Raw genomic sequence first — 18,601 nt, 5'->3', positions numbered from 1 at the left:
CGGCCGGCCCGTGGTTACGGGCTGCCCGAGGTTTTCTCGTCCGCTCTTGCCTCCGCGTCCAGGACGTCGTCGTCCCCCCACGTCGTCGCGTGCGGGCCGAACCTGTTCACGGTCGCGAGGGCCCTCATGCCGGCGTTTCGGGCCTCGGCCTCCGGGCCGTCCGGCAGGTGGTAGACGTCGCCCGCGCTCGCCGAACCGGCCTGCACGCTCGTGGCGGTCGCGAGCCGTCGGCGTACGTACCGGGTGAGCGCGTCGGGGACCTCGGCCGGTGTCGTGTCCGCGAGGGTGTCGCCGAGGACGGCCGCGTCCATGAGTGCCTGGGCCGCGCCCTGGGCCTGGAACGGTGTCATCGCGTGGGCGCTGTCGCCGAGCAGGGTCACCCGGCCGGTGTTCCAGCGGGCGAGCGGGGTACGGGTGTGGATGCCGTAGCGGAACACCCGCCCCGCGCGTTCGAGGGCGGTGCGCACCCGGCGGTCCCAGCCGGCGAACTCGCGCAGCTGCTCCCCCGGTTCCGCCTGCGCGGTCCATGACTCCTGCGCCGGCGCCTGCGTCCGGAACACGGCCACGAGGTTGAGGAGTTCACCCCGGCGCACCCAGTAGTGGACGACGTGCCGGTCCGGTCCCAGCCAGCCCGCGTAGTCCGGCAGGTCCAGGTCCGCCACCTCGGCGGCCGGGAGCAGCGCCCGGTAGGCGGCGGTGCCGGAGAAGACCGCCTCGTCGGCGCCGAAGAGCCACCGGCGGGCCGCCGAGCGCACCCCGTCCGCGGCCACGACCAGGTCGGCGCCCAGTCGCTCGCCGTGCGCTGTCGTCACGTACGCCGACCTGTCGTCCTGGTCGATTCCCACGACCTCGGTGTCCAGGCGCACCGAGTGGGACGGGACGGTCGCGGCCAGGGCCTGGTGCAGGTCGGCCCGGTGGACCTGGAGGTAGGGCGCCCCGAACGCGTCCTCGGCCTCGGGCCCCAGGGCGTAGCGGCAGATCTCGGCGCCGTCCGACCAGGTGCGGAAGCTCAGTCCGGCGGGGCGGGCGGCCCGGGCGGCGACCGTGTCGAGCAGGCCCAGCCGACGCAGGACGCGGGTGGCGTTGGGCGCGAGCTGGATGCCGGCGCCGATCTCGGTGAACCTCGGCGTCCGTTCGAGGAGCGTGACCTCGCAGCCGGCCCGGCGCAGGCTCAGCGTCGCCGCCAGCCCGCCGATTCCCGCACCCACGACGATCGCCCTCATACCCCGCCCGCCCCCGTTCGCCCCGGCCCGTCACCGTGCGCCCCCGTCCGAGCCCGTCCGCCCCTACGGATTCACGGCGTCGTACGGATCGATCCTCGCCGTACGGACTGTTGCCGTCGAGAGGCCGGGACCTGAATTCAGCCGGGAATCGTCCTGCGCGCGTTGCTTTACGGAGATCCCAGCAGCATCTTGATCGCGGTGATTACCGGAGTTCCCGCAGCCCCGACGAGGGTCGCGATTCCGGCGATCTTCTGGAGCAGTTTGTTGAATCGCTCCGGGGGCGGATTCGAGTTGATCTCGCCGATTGCCGCGTCCACCTCCGCCCGGTCACTCGCGTCGAGGTGCGCGCGCAGTGCCTCGACCTCCCGGAGGAGTACGTCGATCGCCTGCTCCCCCGGCCCTGGGCCGTGGATGTGCTTGCCGCCGGCCACGATGTCCCCGGAGCCGGTGTGTTCGGCGCTGCCGATGCTGCCGGAGCCGTACTGGTTGTAGGTGCCGTCGGTCATGAGGCCGCGATGTTGCCGGAGCCGCTGTGCTGGGCCTTGCCGATGCTGCCGGAGCCGTACTGGTTGATCTGGTCGCCCACGACGGCGTGCTGCACGTTGTAGATCACCTGCGCCACGTCGGGGTGGCCGATCGCCTTGGTGATCTCGTGGACGAGGTGGTGGATCTCGCCGCTGTCCGTGGACCACACGGCGTCGCGCTGGGTGCCGGAGGTGTTGAGTACCAGGCCGTACAGCGGCGGTTTGGAGATGGCCGTGACCAGCCGCCAGATCAGGAACGCCTCCACGGCGAGCAGGAGGATCACGCCGAAGTTGCCGGCCCCGCTCACCACGATTCCGCCGACGAACAGGCAGAGGAGGGAGCGCAGGATGAATTTCTTCCACGCCGCGGCCTTGTCCACCTCCAGCATGCGCTGGCCGACATGGGAGATGTTGCGCAGCGGGTAGGCCTCGCCCGACACCCAGAGAACACCTTCATTTACCCGGACTTCGACCCCTGAATTACTGGGCAATGTCACAGTCTGCCTCCTCTGTTCCGTGAATACGTGTGGGGGGCGACAGAATGGACGGTAGGGCGAAAGGGAATATCCTTACGGGTTTTGAGGGGCTGTCACCCAGATGGGTGAACCCTGGATTCAGAAGTTCTCCAACGCGACGTGCCTGCGCAGGGGGCCCAAACGCCATTCGGCACCGGTCCCTCCCCACGTGGGGACCGGTGCCGAACGATGGACGGGGATCCGGGAGGAGCCGGACGGTGCCGGTTCCACGGATCTCGGAGCCGCGCGATGGACCGACACCACCGGCTGGCGAAATCGAGGGAAGCTGGCCGAGAACGTTCGGCGCCCTGAGCTGCCCTTCGGGTCGCTGCGCTGGTGGTCCGGTCGGACTCCGCGTGGCTGGTTCCTTGTTGCGTCATGATCCTGCCATTCCCGGCCTCCCCAGAGGAGGTTCCGGTCTCGGTCCGAGGGCGTAACCGCAGGTCAGCCGTATAGAGTGTCTTTTCCGGTCCGGATGACACCGGATGACAGACGCGGGGGAAGTAAGGGGTGGAGACCTTGAGTTCCGACTCAGGGGCGCGCACGGCCTTCGCGGAGCGGCTCGCGCTGTTGTACAAGGAGGCCGGAAATCCTCCCCTCAAGCGAGTGGCCGAAGCCGTCGTCCAGCAGCAGCGGGTCGACGAACGAGGACGGCCCGTACGGGTGTCCGTGCAGCGGATCAGCGACTGGCGCCGGGCGAAGAACGTGCCCGCCCAGTTCGTCGCCCTCGCGGCCGTACTGAGTGTCCTCGTCCCGCAGGCCCGCCGCGCACGGCCGGTCCCCGTCTCCCCCGGGCTGTACGACATGGCCCAGTGGCAGCGCCTGTGGGAACGGGCGGTCGCGGATCCCGTCGGTGACCGGGCCCCGGCCCCCCTGGAGGGCGAGGAGCCCCACGCCGTCGAGGTCGCGGCCGTTCCCGGCGCGGTGTGCCCCTACCGGGGCCTCGCCTCGTACCGCCTGGAGGACACCCGCTGGTTCTTCGGCCGGGAGCGCAGCACCGACGCCCTGGTCGCGCATCTACGCGCGTCGGAACCCACGGCGGCCACGGACACCGACCCCGCAGACACCGGCACCGGCACCGGCTCCGGCGGTCTGGTCATGCTCGTGGGCGCCTCCGGGGCGGGCAAGTCGTCCCTGCTGAGCGCCGGTCTGGTGCCCGCGTTGCAGGAGGGGGCGCTGGGCGGCCCGGGGCGACCGGCCCCGGAGGTCGTTCAGCTCGTCCCGGGCAGCGATCCGCTCGCCGAGCTGACCCGCCGTATCCCCGGACTCGCGGACATCCTCGCCCCCGCCGCCGGGGAATCGGCGGCCGAGCCCGGTACGCCCGAATTCGCCCGTGCGGTACGGGAGACGGTCGCCGTCTGGGCCCGCCGCGACGCGTCCGACTCCCCTGCCGCCTCCCTCTCCCGCCCCGTCGTCATCGTCGACCAGTTCGAGGAAACGTTCACCCTCTGCCTCGACGAGGCGGACCGGAACGCCTTCATCCAGGTCCTCCACGCCGCCGCCTCGCCCCCCGGCCCCGGTGAGCGGACCGGTGCGGACGAGGTGGCCCCCGTGCTCGTCGTCCTCGGTATCCGCGCCGACTTCTACGACCAGTGCCTGCGCCATCCCGAACTCGCCGACGCGCTCCAGCACCGGCACATGGTCCTCGGGCCGCTGAGCACCGCCGAGCTGCGGGAGGCGGTGAGCGGCCCCGCCAAGGCCGTCGGCCTGGAGCTCGAACCGGGGCTCGCGGAACTGATCGTGCGCGAGGTGAGCGCCGACGGACCGCGCGGAACGCATGACGCGGGCGCGCTGCCGCTCCTCTCGCACGCCCTGCTCGCCACCTGGCAGCGGCGCAAGGGCGGGCGGCTGACACTGTCCGGCTACCGCGTGGCCGGCGGTATCCAGGGCGCGGTGGCGGCGACCGCCGAGCGCGCCTGGACGGGCCTCGACCCGGCCGCCCGTACCGCCGCGAGGCTGCTGCTGCTGCGCCTGGTACGCCTCGGCGAGGACACCCAGGCCACCCGCAGGCGCGGTACGCGACGGCAGTTGGCCGCCGAGTCGGCGGACCCCGCCAAGACGGAGGAGTCCCTCGAAGCGCTGGTGCGCGCCCGGCTGGTGACCCTCGACGCGGAGAGCGTGGAGATCACCCACGAGGCGCTGCTGCACGCCTGGCCTCGACTGCGCGACTGGATCGACGAGGACCGGGGCGGCAACCTGCTGCGCCAGCGCGTGGAGGAGGACAGCCGGTCCTGGGAGGAGTCGAAGCGCGACTCGTCCCTTCTCTACCGGGGCTCCCGGCTGGAGCAGGCGCACACCTGGGCGAAGTCCGCCGGTGAGACCTTCCTGACCCGCAGCGCGGTGCAGTTCCTGGCCGCCTCGGTCAGGCTGCGCAAGCGCACCGTCTGGATCAGCCGCGCCGCCGTCGCCGTGGTGGTCGTGCTGGCCGTGCTGGCCGCCGGGGCGGCGCTCATCGCCCGGCAGCAGCGCGACGACGCCGTCTTCGCGAACGTGCTCGCCGAGGCGGACCGCGTCCACTCGACGGACCCGTCGCTGTCGGCGCAGCTCAGCCTGGTCGCCCACGAGCTTCGCCCCAACGACGGGAGCACCCACAGCCGGCTGATCTCGATCGTGAACACCCCGCTGTCCACCCCGCTGATCGGCCACACCGGCGCCGTCTACCTCACCACGTTCAGCCCGGACGGGCGGCTCCTGGCCACCGCCAGCTACGACAGGACCGTACGCCTGTGGGACGTGTCGGACCGGTCGAAGCCCAAGCCACTCGGGAAGCCCCTGGCCGCGAACGCGAGCTGGGTGAGCAGCGCGGTCTTCAGCCCCGACGGCCGCACCCTGGTCAGCGCAGGCGACGACGGCACGATCCGCCGGTGGGACGTGTCCGACCCGGCGCGTCCGCGCTCCCTCGGCGCGCCCCTGACCGACCATGACGGCACGATCTACCTGATCGCCTTCAGCCCGGACGGCCGCACCCTCGCCTCAGCGAGCGAGGACCGCACGGTCCGCCTGTGGAACATGGCCGACCCAGCCCGCCCCACCTCCCTCTCCACCCTCACCGGCGCCGACGCCGCGGTGCGCGCGATCGCGTTCAGCCGCGACGGCCACAGACTCGCGGCGGGCGGCGACGACAACGCGATCCGGCTGTACGACGTGTCGGACCCGCGCGACCCGAAGCCGTACGACACGAAACTGACCGGGCATACGAACCTGGTGCACTCCGTGGCCTTCAGCCCCGACGGGCGCACCCTCGCCAGTGGCGCCGGCGACGACACGATCCGGCTGTGGGACGTGTCCGATCCCGCGCACGCCACCCAGCTCGGCGCGCCGCTGACCGGCCACACCGACGCGATCTGGTCGGTGGCCTTCAGCCCGGACGGCGCCACGCTGGCCGCCGCCAGCGCGGACAGCACCGCCAGCCTGTGGAACGTCAGCGATCCGCAGTACCCCTCGCAGGTCGGCGAGCCCCTCGCGGGCAGCAGCGGCGAGATGTACGCGCTGGGCTTCAGCCCCGACGGCCGTACGCTCGCCACCGGGAGCGGCGACAGCAAGGTGCGGCTGTGGTCGCTGCCGACGTCGGACATGATCGGCCGCATCGGCGTGTTCCGCCCGGACGGCAAACTGCTCGCCACCGGCTCGCGCGACGGCCAGGTCCACCTGTGGAACGTGGCGCGGCCCAACCGTCCCGTGGCCCTGGGTAAACCGTTCACGCCCGGCGAGGGCGAGGTGCGGTCGCCGGTGTTCTCCCCTGACGGCCGCACCCTCGCGCTGGCGGCCGGGAACAGCACGGTGCAGCTGTGGAACGTCAGCGATCCGGAGCATCCCGTCGCCTGGTCCGACCCCGTCCAGCTGAAGACCCGGTTCGCCGCCTCGGTGGCGTTCAGCCCGGACGGGCGCACGCTGGCCACGGCCTACAAGGACTTCACCGTCCAGCTGTGGGACGCGAGCGACCCCGCCCACCTGCGCCCGCTGGGCCCCCAGCTCACCGGCTACAAGGGGTACGTCGACTCGTTCGTCTTCAGCCACGACGGCCGCACCCTGGCCAGCGCCAGCGCGGACGGCACGATCCGCCTGTGGGACGTCACCGACCCGGCCAGGGCCACCTTGCTCGGCAAGGTGATCAGGGAACACCAGGGCCCCGTCAACGAGCTGGCCTACAGCCCCGACGGGCGCACCCTCGCCAGCGGCGGCGACGACGGCACGGTCCGCCTCTGGGACGTCACCGACCCGGCCGAGGTCCACAGCCTGGGCGCCCCCCTCACCGGGCACACCGAAGCGGTCGAGTCACTGTCGTTCAGCCCGGACGGCCACGTCCTGGCGAGCGGCGGCAACGACAACACGGTCCGGCTCTGGAACGTCGGCGATCCGTCGAGGGCGAGTTCCATCGGCCAGTCGATGAACCCCAACGCCAAGACGGGCAACTTCCTGGCGTTCAGCCCCCGGGGCGGCATCGTCGGGGTGTCGAGCGGCGCGGACACGGTCCGGCTGTGGGACCTCGACATCGACGCGGCGGTCACCCACATCTGCTCGACGACGCGGGGCGTCCTGACGGCGGAGAAGTGGCACGAGTACCTGCCCCGGCTCGCTTACGAGCCGCCGTGCGACGAGTGAGGACGCGTGAGGGCGAGCGACGACGAGTGAGAGGCCGTCGGGGTTGTAGGGAAACAGGAGGCCAGTGGGAGTGATCCCGATCACAACTGGTCGCCTTCGGAGAGCAGTCGGCTCCCACTGAGCACGCAGCCTTGTTATCCTTGGCCAGAGCCCGATCGCTGGTGCATCCCCCGTCGCCAGCGGTCGGGTTCTTTTATGCCCGGAGAGGCCCTGGAACACGGCCGCCGGGTCTTCCTCATGCGCTCCCCTCTGACGGACCCTCGATCAGCTGACCTTGCGGATGCGAGGCGGCTAGGGTCATGACGAAGCAGCGTCGATTGGAGTACGCGCATGAGTGCACAGCACGCAGAGACATCACCACCGCTCATTCCGCAGCCCCCGACCACCCGCGACGCCCTGCGTGAAGCGGTCAAGCAGATCGCGCTCACCCGACTCCCCGAGTTCGACCGCGACCTCGGGGAAGCCTTCGACCAGGCCATCCAGCTCTCGTCCATCACACCCATGAGGCTGTTCCTGGAGAAGTGGGCCACGATCGTCGCCATCGAGCGCCACCCTGAGCAGGCACGGATGATGCACGAGGCCGAGCGGACCATCGCAGATCCGAACGCCCCGGAGGGGTCCTTTCGGCAGGCCCAGGTCGCGGTCACCCGCATACTCGACACGGCATCGGAGGAGGCCGGAGTCGCTCAGCGGTGAACGAACGAGAAGAAGGCATTGAGGACGGCGTCACCGGCTGGGCCTGGGAGTACGACCCCGACGCCGAGTGGGTGGTCGGCGGCATGAAGGTCCCGGACCGGGAAGCGGTCGTTGTCATCGCATCCGCACTCGCCGACCTCGCCGCGTACGGTCTCGGCCCCGACGGCCGCCTCGACGAAGACCCGAACCCCATGCGGCTACGCACCTACAGCAGCGGAACGATCCTCGTCTGGTACCAGGTCATTCCGTACCGCAAGCGTGTATACGTCAAGCGCGTCAACTTGTGATTCGGCCCCGGGCTCGCCGCATCCACGTGGCAAGCCCGGTCAGCGCTCGGTCGCGTACGGGATGAAGTCGGCCCAGGTGGTGGGGCGAAGGCCAGACGGGGGCCACGCTCTGTGTTCTTGGAGCCGCGTACGTGGATGGTGCCGGCGGCGATCTCGACGCACTCCTGCGGCGCGGTGATCGCGTTCGTCCGAGGACCCGTCCTGGGGCGGATGGGGCGGCCCCTGTTGGGGTCCGCCCCAGGACGACGGCCTACTCGACGGTCTACTTGAACGGCACGTTGACGCAGGCGAGCCGCGCGCCCGCCGTTCCGGCGTGGCCGTCGTGCGTGGCCGTGGCCATCATGTGGATCACCACAGACCGGGCACCGCCCTCACGGAACCGCCAGTCGACCCCGGCCGTGGCACGGCCCGTGCCGTCCTTGTTCGTGGTGAGGTCCAGCCACACCTCGTTCTTCGGGTTGGCGTACTTCGAGTCGACGGACGGCTGGGTCGGGTCCAGCTCGTTCTGGTAGTGCGGGCCCGCGGCGGTGGGAAGCTCACCGCACGGCTTGGTGTGGACGTGGGCTCCGTAGGTGCGGTCGGCGGCGAGGTCCTTCACGCGCAGTTCCACCAGGGTGGCGCCGCCGAGGCCACGAACCTCCTTGACCCGGACACGGCTTCCCACGGGGACCAGCTCGGTGTTGTACGTCACCGCGTCGGCCTCGGCCGCCTCGCTCGCCGGGGCGAACTCGACCTTGACGACGACCGGCTTCCACGACGACGTCCGCTCGGCGGGTGTCTCGCTGGCCCCGGCCGTGGCCGCCAGGCCGATGGCTGCGGCGAGTGCGGTGGCACCGGCGCCGACGATCATGAGGCGTTTGTGGCGGGTGGTGAACTTGTGTCGACTCATGCGGAACTCAACTCTCCAAGTGTGGGGGGACGTACGGCGTACGGCGCACGGACTGCGATGTGCGTCGGACCTGGTGTGGCTACTCCGCGAAGCTCTCGGTGACGACCTCGCCCGCCCCGGCACCCGGCGAAGCATCGAAGGCCGGGTTGACGGCGGAGGCGCGTGCGCTGCCGCCGTCCAGCAGTACGACGCTCGTGTAGCAGGTGTAGGCGTTGAGGGAGTCGCTCTTGTCCAGGCTGGGCGTGCAGGAGTAGGTCGCGTCCGAGCCCTCGCGCGTGATGGCCACGGTCGTCTGCTCGTTGACGTACTGCTCGCCCGCGTCGGTGAGCTGTATCCGGCCCCAGGCGACATCGCAGTTCGCGCTGTGCCGGATCTCGATCAGACCGACCTTGGCACCGCCCACGGTGATGTCGGCGGACTTGGCGGTCGTGGCGCCCGCGGCACAGTTGTCCGTGTAGGGGCTGTCGCCGTCCTTGACTGCGGCCTCGCCCTCGGTGACGGCCGGCGCGGTGGCACTGGGCGAGGGGGAGGGGGAGGGGGTCACGGTGTCGGCGTGTGCGAGGGCGGGGGCGGCGAGCGCGAGCAGCGGGGCGAGGGCCGCGGCCGCGACGGCTCGACGGGCGAAAACGGATCGCATGAGAAATGTCCGATCTCAGGAGTGCATGGGGGGTGTGAGGCCACGGACACCGAGGTGGGGTGCAAGGGAGAAGGGTGCGTGGTGACGCACAAGCTCGACCCTGCCCCCAACAGTTGAGGCGTCCGCAGCTTCGATCACGACCCTATAGCGCCGTTTGTCGCACTCCTGGACTACTACCGCAGGGTACTGAGGAGGATCCGTGAAACTTCAAGAACTGGCATCTGATGCTCGGTCAGTGAATGCCGGACCGCGGCGAGTTGGTCAGCCTTCGGTCGCGTACGGGACGAACTCGGCCCAGGTGGTGGGGGCGAAGGCGAGGCGGGGGCCCGTCTCTATGTTCTTGGAGTCGCGTACGTGGATGGTGCGGGGGGTGGTGGCGACCTCGACGCAGGACTCGCCGTCGTTCCCGTCGCTGTAGCTGCTCTTGAACCACGCCAGTTCGGAGGCGTCCCCGGCGGAGGCCTTGAGGATCATGTTTCTCCCAGCAGTTGTTCGATGAGGGCCAGCGACTCCCCCGGTGGAAGAGCCTGGGCCCGGATGGTGCTGTACCGCAGCTCAAGAATACGGAGCTGCCTCGGATCGGAGACGGGGCGGCCGTTGAACGTGCCATCGGAGCGCGCCACCGCCGTGCCGTCCGCGAACTTCAGCACCTCGATCTTGCCGTCCAGACCGGAATGAACCTCGCAGTGCATGGACATCACCTGAAGGGTGACGTTGCGCAATCGCCCCACTTCCAGCAGACGTTCGAGCTGCTGTCGCCACACCATTGTGCCTCCGAGTCGGCGCCGCAGCAGCGCCTCTTCCAGCACGAAGCCGAGCGCGGGCGCCGGGTCCCGTTCGAAGATGGACTGTCGAGCGAGGCGAGCGGCCACCATGCGCTCTACTTCGCCTTCGGAGTACGGAGGTTGCGCCGCGTCAATCGCGGCCCTCGCATGGCCCCGCGTCTGCAACAGCCCGCTGATGCTGTTGCACAGGTACAGCCCGATCTCGACTGCCTTCGCTTCCATCTTCGCGATGGCCCGTACCTTCTTCGGGTACTGGACCTTCTCCAGGTCCTCGTTCATGGCGGCGATCAGCCCGTTCGCCCCCAGCACCTCGTCCGCCTTCACCAAGTACTCGGGCCGGGGGATCCGCTTCCCGCCCTCGATCTTGTACACGATGTCCTCGCCGTACCCGAGGGCCCTGCCGAAGTCGGCGGCCCGCATCCCCACCGCTTCGCGCCGCAGCTTCAGCTGCCGTCCGACGGTCTCCACGACCGCCACACCCCACTCGTCGTCGGGGTCCACCTCCCAACCCGGCTCGTCCGCCTCGCTCTTGAGCTGCCCCGCCTCGCTGTCCACGCTCATGCCGCGCCCTCCGTCGTACCCGCGCCGTACTGTCCCCGCCCCTACCCCTACGCCCCGTTCCGACAGGCCGGACACGACCGGACAAGCTCCGGACAGTCACCGTACGCAACGGCGGAGTCACTGCTCACGGTAGGTGTGTACGGCCACTCTGGGTGACGTGAATCAAACAACCGCCGCCCCCGAGGCCCAACTCGGGCACACCATCCGCAACTTCAGCGTGCGCCTGTCTCCCACACCTCGTGGCGCCCGCCTGGCCCGGCTGCTCGCCGCCGAGCAACTCCGTTCCTGGGAGCTGCCGGTGGACCCGGCCCGTCAGATCGTGGCCGAGCTGGCGGCCAACGCGGTCACCCACGGACGCGTACCGGGCCGCGACTTCCGGCTCACCATGTACGTCATCGGCGGCACCCTGCGCATCGAGGTGGTCGACACGTGCGGCGACCGTACGCCGTCTCCCCAACCCCCTTCCGTCGACGCGGAGTCGGGGCGGGGCCTCGTCCTGGTCGAGGCGCTCGCCGACCGCTGGGGGTGGGGTCCGGGGTTGCGGCCTCGCAAGATGGTGTGGGCGGAAATCGACGCCGCACCGGAACCTGGGACTCCGTGTTCCGGTGCGACCAGCGGTCTTTAGAAAGAAACGTAGAGAGAAAGAAACCGACCAAACCCCACCCCTCCCGCCCGTTGTCGTGCCGCGTCACTCCCCCGGGTGAACATCGCCAACTCAGCTGGATTTGTGCCCGGTTGCCTGCCTTACGCTCAGCGCAGCAGCACGACCACAAACAACCGCTGACGGCGGACATACGACGGCCCTCGCCGGGACTGGCATCCCAATGCGAGGGCCTGACCACCAAAGAAGTCGAGACCTTCCCGATGGATAAGAAAAACCTTAGCGTGCCCTCGCACGCCCAAGCCCGTATTGCGGGCGACAAACACCCGAAACGGCGCTCCAGCTCCGGCGTTTCCGGCGTGACCCACGACAACACGCACCACACCACCCGCTTCACGGTGATCGGCAACCACCTCGCCCAGCACCCCGAGCTCTCGCTGCTCGCCATCGGGCTGAGCGTCCACATCCAGTCGCTGCCCGCCGGTGCCCGCGTCGACATCAAGACCCTCGTCGCCCGGTTCCCCGAGGGTTCGGACCGTATCGCCGCCGCCCTGCGCGAACTGGAAGCCCACGGTTACCTGCGACGCCCCCGCGAACGCACCCCCACCGGCCGCATCGTCACCCGCACGGTCTCCTGCAACCAGCCCGGCCGCCACGCCGGGCAGCACACCGATCGCCGTACCGAGCCCGACCGTCCTACCGACCACGCCCCCGAGCCGACCCGCCCCGCGCACCCCACCACCCCCGGCCCACCCAAGAAGCGCACCCCACGCAAGCCCCTCCCCGCCGTACCGCAACCCGCGTACACCGGGCCCGGACTCCTCCAGGCCGCCACCGACCTCCTCACCGGCCTCCGCCACCACCACCCCGACCTCCTCCTGTCCGCCTGCGACACCACCCACCTCGCCCCCGGCGTCGCCGCCTGGCTCGAACGCGACGCCAGCCCCACCGCCGTACGCCACGCCCTCACCCACGACCTCCCACCCGAAGGCACCCGCCGCCCAGCCGCCCTCCTCGCCCACCGCCTCACCACCCAACTACCGCCCCCGGCGCCGTTCGGAGGCCCATCCCCGGGACTGGAGACCATCCACGTCCAGCACCCGCTCCGGAACTGCGACGGCTGCGACCGGGGATTCCGTGGGCCCGAACCCGGTCGCTGCCGGGACTGCCGGGCCGCCGTTCCCACGGCTGCCTGACAACTCGTCTCCCTTGGACAGATTCCCCGGCGACGGCACCCAGGAGGACACGTTGAGCACCCAGCCCGACCACGGACACGAGTTGATCCCCCGTCCCGAGCACACCCCTGACGCCCTGCGTGCGGCCCTCGCCGTCGTCGATCCGGGACGTCTGGACGAGATGCAGGCCCAGAAGGACGAGGCATTCGCCAAGGCGGTCGAGTGGCAGTCCCTCAGCCCTGTTCGGAGCTGGGTCCTGGTGTGGGCCAGGGACATCGAAATCGCGCGTCGTCCGGATCTGGCCGTTCGTTACGCCCGTGCGCAGAGCCGTCTGGAGCACGAAGATCCGGCCACTGCTCGGGAAGCCCTGCGGGAGCTGAGTTCTGTCCTGGACGAGGCCATGAACGCAGTCCGCGAGTGAGCTGGAAGTGGGAGTACGCATTTCGTCTGGAGGAGCGACGGTGACCGGCGACAGCTGGCGTGAGCGCAGGCGGGCGCTCCTGAGGGAGGATCCGGGCGCGGCCGAGAAGACGGCGCGTCTCCTCGATGAGATGGGCATCGAGGACAGGGACGACGCCGAGATCGAGGCCGACCACCGTGCCAGCCGCCTCGCAGCGGCGCGAGAGTACGCACCGGATGTCCCGCTCAACCCCGTCGAGCACTCGGGCTCCGTCGAATTCGCTGTCCGGCTACCAGATGATCTCGATGCTGAAGTGCGCAAGGCGGCAGCCGACGCCGGGCTTTCGCTGGACGCCTACGTGGTTCGCGCCCTGCGGCGGCATACGTTGCGGGCGGCGCCGGCCGCTGTGGACAGTGAGGGTGCGTTGCTGGGTGAGACCGGCCGCGACGATCCGGCGGAAGACATCCGTTGAGTTGCCTCACGCTCTCCGCGGCTTGCGGGGCTTCTTCCAGTTGCCCTCCGGTCGGTTTCGTTCCTGGGCCCGCAGCGTCGCGTCGAACTCCGCTTTGGTTGTCACCGCGCGCCGTTCGGGTTCGAGTACGGCCTCGGTCGAGCGCCACGGGACGGCCGAGGACCAGCCGATGAGGGGCATCGTCGCGTTGTAGTGGGGGGCGAACTGCGCGGCGACGAGGGGCGGCATCCGGTGGTTCAGGCGTCGTACGTGGTCGATGAACGCCTCGGGGAGCAGGACGTGGTGTGTCTCGACGTAGTGCGGGAAGTCCTGGCGCCAGATCCAGGTGCCGTCCGTGAGCGGCGACGAGCAGCCCTGAGAGTGGCGGTGCGCGCTTCCGGTGAGGACGTCGCGGCCGCCTTCCATGACGTCGATGAGGACGTGGCCGGCGTCCAGGTACGCCACCAACTCCGCCTCGTCCGGCTCGCCGACGGGCCGGACGGCGTCTCGGATCGAGCCGTTCGGCTGGTCCGGCCGGTCCGGACGGTCGTCGAGTTCGTCGTAGAAGCCGAGCAGGCCCAGTCCCAACACATCGCCCTCCGGGGTCCTAGGGACGGGCGATCTGCCACTCCTGGTCGTCGATGACCGAGCAGGTGAAGAGGGTGAGGTTGGCTCCTTCTCCGCCGGTGCTGTAGCCGGCGACGTCGAGGCATTCGTTGTTGCTGGCGTAGTTGCGGATCCAGTAGACGCCGCTCTCCTGTTCGGCGAGCCACCACAGCTGGTTGTCGGCGGTCGTTCCATCGCAGGTGTACTCCAGGATCGGCGACCTGATGGGCTTGGCGCCATAATCCGCCAGGTCCACGCACTTCTGGTCCTTGACGTTGCGGATCTGGAGGAGAGGGGCGCCGCCGAAAGCGCCCTTCGCGTACCGCTGCTCCAGGTTCCACCGCTGGGTGGCGGAGCCCTCGTCGCAGGGGGCCTGCACCACGCGGCCCGCCGAATCGGTGTCGTCGGGCGCCGGGAGGTCGACGCACATCTTGGTGGTCGTGTTGCGCAGCATGATGTTGGACATGCGGGGCGCGGCCGGGGGTTTCGGCTTGGCGGGCGGGGGCTTCGCGTCGCCGTCGCCGCCCTCACCGTCACCGTTGCCGCCTCCGTCTGCCTCTTCCGAGGCCGGCGGTTCGGCTGGTAGTCGGGGTGTCTCTGCGGGCGGGGCCGCTGCCGCGGGTGCCGAGGGCTGCGGCGTCGGGAGGGGCGGCGGCAGCGTGCTGACCCCGGCCTCCTGCAACTCCTTGGCGCTGGTGATGACTCTGGGCTGGTAGGCGATCCACAGCATGACGAAGGTGATCGCGAGCGCCAGGCAGATCCCGAGGGCGGTGGCGAGCCAGCCGGGGAGGAAGCTCCGCTGTACGTAGGTGCCCTCGACGGCGAGCGGTGTCACCCCCGACCGCTTCACCTCGATGGTGTACGGCCGTTCCTCCTTGGACCCGAACCAGGTGATCTGCCGTGGCTTCAGCGTGGCCTTCACGAAGGCGGCCCGGCCGGGCTCGATCTGGATGCTGCCCGGATGGATGTCGTACGACAACTGGTCGCCGTTGTCGCTGCCGCTGAGTGACGCGGTCACCTTCGTGTTGCCGAGGTTGTCGACCGCCAGTTTCGGCCGCCCCCGCAGACGGCCCTTCACCGTCGGGGGGACGAGCTCGGCCCGTACCTCCGTGAAGGGGGTGATCGTCAGGTTTCCCTCGGGAACGGTCACCGACTCCGGGTGCTCGGTCGGTGTGATCCGTACCGCGTACGAGTTCGGGCCCGCGGTCGCGTCCGGCGTGCGTGGCGGCGCGAACGTCAGCTCCACCGTCCCCGTCGTCCCCGGGAACAGTCGCAGCGAGGCCGGTTCCACTGTGGTCCAGGGCGCGATGTCACCGACGGGTTCGAAGCGGTACTCGTCGACCACGTCACCGGTGTTGCGCAGCCTCAGCCGTACGGTCGTGCTGCCACCGGGGTCCACCGTGGTCGACGCGGGTTCGAGAGAAGTCCAAAGGCTCACCGCTCGACGCTACGGCGGCGGACATCGTCCGTCAGGAGCCATCGGGGCAAACCGGCTGCCCCGACGGGCACCGATCACCCCGACGAGCACTTTATTACTGCCGTCGCGCCTACTACCTCGGCGCCGCCGCCGCTGCCGCCACCGCCGCCCGTGCCCGCGACCTGAACGCCTCCAACTTGTCCACCGGCTGGGTCAGTTGGCGGCTCCGGGGGCGGATGCTCACGTCGTGGCCCGCGGCCGCCCTGCGCAGCGCGCCGACCGTGGCCCGGTCTTTCGGGACGTGGGAGAAGGGGTCGAACGAGTACCAGCGCATCGCGTTCTCGTGGGTCATCTTGACGATGTCCTCGTCCGGGACGGAGTGCTTCTCCAGGACGCCCTGGATCTGTTCCGGCGCGTCCGGCCACATCGAGTCGCTGTGCGGGTAGTCGCCCTCCCAGCAGATGTTGTCGATACCGATCTCGTGCCGCAGCTTCACACCCAGGTCGTCGCTGATGAAGCAGGTCAGGAAGTGGTCGCGGAACACCTCGGACGGCAGCTTGCCGCCGAAGTCCTGGAGCGTCCACGTCGCGTGCATCTCGAAGGTCCGGTCGACGCGCTCCAGGAAGTACGGGATCCAGCCCGTGCCGCCCTCCGACAGCGCGATCTTCAGGTCGGGGTACTCCTTCACGGCCCTCGACCAGAGCAGATCCGCCGCCGCCGACACGAGGTTGATCGGCTGGAGCGTGATCATCACGTCCGGCGGTGAGTCCACCGCCGGGATCGCCAGCCGGCCCGACGAGCCGATGTGCACCGACAGGACCGTGTTCGTGTCCGACAGGGCCTGCCAGAGCGGGTTCCAGTACTCGTCGTGGAAGCTCGGGTAGCCCAGCGCCGCCGGGTTCTCCGGGAAGGTCAGGCTGTGACAGCCCTTCTCCGCCACCCTGCGGACCTCGGCCGCGCACAGCTCCGCCGACCAGATCGCGGGGAGGGCCATCGGGATGAAACGGCCGGGGTAGGCACCGCACCACTCGTCTATGTGCCAGTCGTTGTACGCCCGCACCAGCGCCAGCGAGAAGTCCTCGTCGTCCGTGGCGAACAGGCGCGCGGCGAAGCCGGGGAAGGACGGGAAGTTCATCTGGGCCAGGACGCCACCGGCGTTCATGTCCTTGATGCGCTCGTGTACGTCGTAACAGCCGGGCCTGATCTCGTCCATGCCCTGGGGGTCGAGGCCGTACTCCTCCTTGGGCCGCCCGGCGACCGCGTTCAGCGCGGCGTTGCCGATGGTGCTGTCGCGGAACTGCCAGACGTCACTGCCGTCCTCGCGGTGGACGAGCTTCGGCGCGTCGTCCAGATACCGCTTCGGCAGGTGGTTCACGAAGAGGTCCGGCGGTTCGATGATGTGGTCGTCCACGCTGATCAGGATCAGGTCGTCCCGTTCCATGACGGTTCCTCCGAGCATGTGATTCTGACCTTCTCTGTCAACGTAAATTAGCTTCTCACTATCAGAGAATCAACCGTTCGGACGCGGCAGGACAGGCGGGACGGGACGGGACACAGCGAGAAGGGGCTGATCCGCGGTGCGCGTGCGCACTGCGGATCAGCCCCTTCCTGCTGTGCCCGGGTTCAGACGCTCAGCGCCTCCCGTACCGTCTGCTCGGCCCCCGTGCCGCCCTCGCCAAAGGACGTGACGCGGCCCGCCTCCAGGACGTAGTACTGCTGGGCGGCACGCATCGCGAAGCCCACGTGCTGCTCCACGAGGAGGACCGACAGCCCGCCCCGGGCGGCGAGTCCGAGGATCGTCTCCTCGATCTCCGCCACCACCGACGGCTGGATGCCCTCCGTCGGCTCGTCGAGCAGGAGCAGGCTCGGGCGGGTCACCAGGGCGCGAGCCAGGGCGAGTTGCTGGCGCTGGCCGCCTGATAGCAGACCCGCTCTGCGACCCGACAGTTCACGGAGAGCGGGGAAGAGGTCGAGGGCCTCGGCCACCGCCTCCTTCCCGTCGGCCCGTCCGTCGGCGACGAGTTGGAGGTTCTCGGCCGTGGTCAGATGCGGGAACGACTGCTGGCCCTGCGGGACGTACGCCATTCCGCGCGCCACCCGCTGGTGCGGGGAGAGGCGGGTGATGTCCTCGCCGTTCAGCAGGACCCGCCCGGCGGTCGGCTTCAGCAGGCCCATGGCCGCCCGGAGCAACGTGCTCTTCCCGGCGCCGTTGTGCCCGAGCACGGCGGCCACACCGTCCTTCGGCACGGCCACGGTCACGCCGTGCAGAACGGTCGTACGGTCGTAGCCGGCCCGTACGTCGACGATCTCCAGATTCTGCGCTGTCGACATCTGCTTCATGCCTCCTCCCCAACAGGTACAGGGGCAGCCTCAGTTGCGGTCGCCCGGCCCAGGTAGACCTCCTGGACCCTCGGGTCCGCCTGGACCTCGGTCACCGTGCCCTCGCTGAGCACCTTGCCCGCGTGCAGGACGCTGACGCTGCGGGCGAACGACCGCATGAAGTCCATGTCGTGCTCGATCACGACGACCGTGTGATCCTCGCTGACCCGCTGGAGCAGTTCGCCGGTCGCCTCGCGCTCCTCGTGGCTCATGCCGGCCACCGGTTCGTCGAGCAGCAGCAGCCGTACGTCCTGGACCAGCAGCATGCCGATCTCCAGCCACTGCTTCTGGCCGTGGGCCAGCGCCCCCACCGGGCGGTCGGCGAGAGCACCGAGTCCCGTTGTTTCCAGGGCCCTTGTCACCGCCTCCGGAACTCCCTTGCGGCGGCGGAGCATCGTCCACACACCGCGTCCGGCGCCCGCCGCGATGTCCAGGTTCTGGAGGACGGTCAGTTCCTCGAACACCGTCGCCGTCTGGAACGTACGGCCGATGCCCATGCGGGCGATCCGCTGCACCGGGCGCCCGAGGAGCTCCTCGTCGCCGAAACGGACCGAGCCGGTGGCCCGCACCAGGCCGGTGACCGCGTCGACCAGGGTGGTCTTTCCGGCGCCGTTCGGGCCGATGAGGAACCTCAAGTCGCCGGGTTCCACGGTCAGGTTGACGCCGTCGACCGCCGTGAAGCCGTCGAACGTGACCCGCAGATCGCTGATCGTCAGCGCCTCGCCATTCGTACCACTCGTACCGCTCGTACCACCGCCGCTCACTAGACCACCATTCCTTGTGCAGCCCTGACGGATAGGGTTGTGACCTCTCGGTCCCGGTGGGTGCACGGCCACTCGTGCGAGCCGCTTGA

Annotated in this window: 19 protein-coding genes; 7 read left to right on the top strand and 12 right to left on the bottom strand. The window is 69.9% G+C overall.

Annotated features, from left to right (window positions below; genetic code table 11):
* Positions 1 to 14: 14 nt before the first annotated feature.
* The 3 genes from ACH4TV_RS45520 to ACH4TV_RS45510 form a co-directional block, all read right to left on the bottom strand.
* Positions 15 to 1,223, bottom strand: coding sequence for an FAD-dependent monooxygenase (locus ACH4TV_RS45520; RefSeq protein WP_398407352.1), 1,209 nt, complete (start codon positions 1,221 to 1,223; stop codon positions 15 to 17).
* A gap of 167 nt (positions 1,224 to 1,390) precedes the next feature.
* Positions 1,391 to 1,729, bottom strand: coding sequence for a hypothetical protein (locus tag ACH4TV_RS45515; RefSeq protein ID WP_398407351.1), 339 nt, complete (start codon positions 1,727 to 1,729; stop codon positions 1,391 to 1,393).
* On the bottom strand, positions 1,726 to 2,244 hold the full coding sequence (locus ACH4TV_RS45510) for a DUF6232 family protein (protein ID WP_398407350.1): 519 nt from the start codon (positions 2,242 to 2,244) through the stop codon (positions 1,726 to 1,728). Before ACH4TV_RS45510 ends, ACH4TV_RS45515 begins: the two co-directional genes overlap by 4 nt.
* A 528-nt stretch (positions 2,245 to 2,772) precedes the next feature.
* On the opposite strand from ACH4TV_RS45510, the gene ACH4TV_RS45505 reads away from it, so the two are divergent.
* The 3 genes from ACH4TV_RS45505 (at position 2,773) to ACH4TV_RS45495 (ending at position 7,847) form a co-directional block, all read left to right on the top strand.
* Complete coding sequence (locus ACH4TV_RS45505; protein WP_398407349.1) at positions 2,773 to 6,864, top strand: NACHT and WD repeat domain-containing protein; 4,092 nt, start codon at positions 2,773 to 2,775, stop codon at positions 6,862 to 6,864.
* 330 nt (positions 6,865 to 7,194) lie between these two features.
* Positions 7,195 to 7,560: a DUF6247 family protein gene (locus ACH4TV_RS45500; RefSeq protein WP_398407348.1), complete on the top strand. Its 366-nt coding sequence runs from the start codon at positions 7,195 to 7,197 to the stop codon at positions 7,558 to 7,560.
* Entirely contained in the window at positions 7,557 to 7,847 is a 291-nt protein-coding gene (locus ACH4TV_RS45495) for a hypothetical protein (RefSeq protein ID WP_398407347.1), read from the top strand. The genes ACH4TV_RS45500 and ACH4TV_RS45495 overlap by 4 nt, the downstream gene beginning before the upstream one ends.
* 262 nt (positions 7,848 to 8,109) lie before the next feature.
* On the opposite strand, the gene ACH4TV_RS45490 is transcribed toward ACH4TV_RS45495, so the two are convergent.
* The 4 genes from ACH4TV_RS45490 to ACH4TV_RS45475 form a co-directional block, all read right to left on the bottom strand.
* Positions 8,110 to 8,736, bottom strand: a complete 627-nt coding sequence (locus ACH4TV_RS45490; RefSeq protein ID WP_398407346.1) for a superoxide dismutase family protein — start codon at positions 8,734 to 8,736, stop codon at positions 8,110 to 8,112.
* Positions 8,737 to 8,815: 79 nt separating this feature from the next.
* Positions 8,816 to 9,373, bottom strand: coding sequence for a DUF2690 domain-containing protein (locus tag ACH4TV_RS45485; RefSeq protein ID WP_398407345.1), 558 nt, complete (start codon positions 9,371 to 9,373; stop codon positions 8,816 to 8,818).
* Between the two features lie 261 nt (positions 9,374 to 9,634).
* Positions 9,635 to 9,847, bottom strand: a complete 213-nt coding sequence (locus ACH4TV_RS45480) for a DUF397 domain-containing protein (protein WP_398407344.1) — start codon at positions 9,845 to 9,847, stop codon at positions 9,635 to 9,637.
* Entirely contained in the window at positions 9,844 to 10,719 is an 876-nt protein-coding gene (locus tag ACH4TV_RS45475) for a helix-turn-helix domain-containing protein (RefSeq protein ID WP_398407343.1), read from the bottom strand. The genes ACH4TV_RS45480 and ACH4TV_RS45475 overlap by 4 nt, the downstream gene beginning before the upstream one ends.
* 157 nt (positions 10,720 to 10,876) lie before the next feature.
* On the opposite strand from ACH4TV_RS45475, the gene ACH4TV_RS45470 reads away from it, so the two are divergent.
* The 4 genes from ACH4TV_RS45470 (at position 10,877) to ACH4TV_RS45455 (ending at position 13,367) form a co-directional block, all read left to right on the top strand.
* Positions 10,877 to 11,344, top strand: a complete 468-nt coding sequence (locus ACH4TV_RS45470; protein WP_398407342.1) for an ATP-binding protein — start codon at positions 10,877 to 10,879, stop codon at positions 11,342 to 11,344.
* 239 nt (positions 11,345 to 11,583) lie between these two features.
* Positions 11,584 to 12,516, top strand: coding sequence for a helix-turn-helix domain-containing protein (locus ACH4TV_RS45465; protein WP_398407341.1), 933 nt, complete (start codon positions 11,584 to 11,586; stop codon positions 12,514 to 12,516).
* Positions 12,517 to 12,568: 52 nt separating this feature from the next.
* A complete protein-coding gene (locus ACH4TV_RS45460) occupies positions 12,569 to 12,916 on the top strand; it encodes a hypothetical protein (RefSeq protein ID WP_398407407.1) in 348 nt (115 codons plus the stop codon).
* Between the two features lie 40 nt (positions 12,917 to 12,956).
* Positions 12,957 to 13,367 carry a hypothetical protein gene (locus ACH4TV_RS45455; RefSeq protein WP_398407340.1) on the top strand — a complete coding sequence of 137 codons (411 nt, stop codon included), beginning with the start codon at positions 12,957 to 12,959 and terminating at the stop codon, positions 13,365 to 13,367.
* 6 nt (positions 13,368 to 13,373) lie between these two features.
* Here the strand turns inward: ACH4TV_RS45455 and ACH4TV_RS45450 are convergent, their stop codons facing one another.
* The 5 genes from ACH4TV_RS45450 to urtD form a co-directional block, all read right to left on the bottom strand.
* On the bottom strand, positions 13,374 to 13,937 hold the full coding sequence (locus ACH4TV_RS45450; RefSeq protein WP_398407339.1) for a hypothetical protein: 564 nt from the start codon (positions 13,935 to 13,937) through the stop codon (positions 13,374 to 13,376).
* Between the two features lie 16 nt (positions 13,938 to 13,953).
* A complete protein-coding gene (locus ACH4TV_RS45445) occupies positions 13,954 to 15,390 on the bottom strand; it encodes an RICIN domain-containing protein (RefSeq protein WP_398407338.1) in 1,437 nt (478 codons plus the stop codon).
* A 112-nt stretch (positions 15,391 to 15,502) separates the two neighbouring features.
* Positions 15,503 to 16,828, bottom strand: coding sequence for an amidohydrolase family protein (locus ACH4TV_RS45440; protein ID WP_398407337.1), 1,326 nt, complete (start codon positions 16,826 to 16,828; stop codon positions 15,503 to 15,505).
* Between the two features lie 164 nt (positions 16,829 to 16,992).
* Positions 16,993 to 17,700, bottom strand: coding sequence for an urea ABC transporter ATP-binding subunit UrtE (gene urtE / locus ACH4TV_RS45435; protein ID WP_398407406.1), 708 nt, complete (start codon positions 17,698 to 17,700; stop codon positions 16,993 to 16,995).
* A gap of 5 nt (positions 17,701 to 17,705) precedes the next feature.
* On the bottom strand, positions 17,706 to 18,512 hold the full coding sequence (gene urtD, locus ACH4TV_RS45430; protein WP_398407336.1) for an urea ABC transporter ATP-binding protein UrtD: 807 nt from the start codon (positions 18,510 to 18,512) through the stop codon (positions 17,706 to 17,708).
* Positions 18,513 to 18,601: the final 89 nt, after the last annotated feature.

Origin of the sequence: Streptomyces sp. NPDC020898 (genome assembly GCF_044333925.1) — a bacterium.
Classification (GTDB): Bacteria; Actinomycetota; Actinomycetes; order Streptomycetales; family Streptomycetaceae; genus Streptomyces.
The sequence above is the reverse complement of the archived record's forward strand: the minus strand, read 5'-3'. Positions and strand labels throughout refer to the sequence as shown.

Coding starts and splice junctions, on each gene's coding strand:
- ACH4TV_RS45485 (WP_398407345.1), bottom strand. CDS start 9,373: ATGCGATCCGTTTTCGCCCGTCGAGCCGTCGCGGCCGCGGCCCTCGCC.
- urtE (WP_398407406.1), bottom strand. CDS start 17,700: ATGTCGACAGCGCAGAATCTGGAGATCGTCGACGTACGGGCCGGCTAC.
- ACH4TV_RS45440 (WP_398407337.1), bottom strand. CDS start 16,828: ATGCTCGGAGGAACCGTCATGGAACGGGACGACCTGATCCTGATCAGC.
- ACH4TV_RS45515 (WP_398407351.1), bottom strand. CDS start 1,729: ATGACCGACGGCACCTACAACCAGTACGGCTCCGGCAGCATCGGCAGC.
- ACH4TV_RS45490 (WP_398407346.1), bottom strand. CDS start 8,736: ATGAGTCGACACAAGTTCACCACCCGCCACAAACGCCTCATGATCGTC.
- ACH4TV_RS45520 (WP_398407352.1), bottom strand. CDS start 1,223: ATGAGGGCGATCGTCGTGGGTGCGGGAATCGGCGGGCTGGCGGCGACG.
- ACH4TV_RS45480 (WP_398407344.1), bottom strand. CDS start 9,847: ATGATCCTCAAGGCCTCCGCCGGGGACGCCTCCGAACTGGCGTGGTTC.
- ACH4TV_RS45475 (WP_398407343.1), bottom strand. CDS start 10,719: ATGAGCGTGGACAGCGAGGCGGGGCAGCTCAAGAGCGAGGCGGACGAG.
- ACH4TV_RS45465 (WP_398407341.1), top strand. CDS start 11,584: ATGGATAAGAAAAACCTTAGCGTGCCCTCGCACGCCCAAGCCCGTATT.
- ACH4TV_RS45500 (WP_398407348.1), top strand. CDS start 7,195: ATGAGTGCACAGCACGCAGAGACATCACCACCGCTCATTCCGCAGCCC.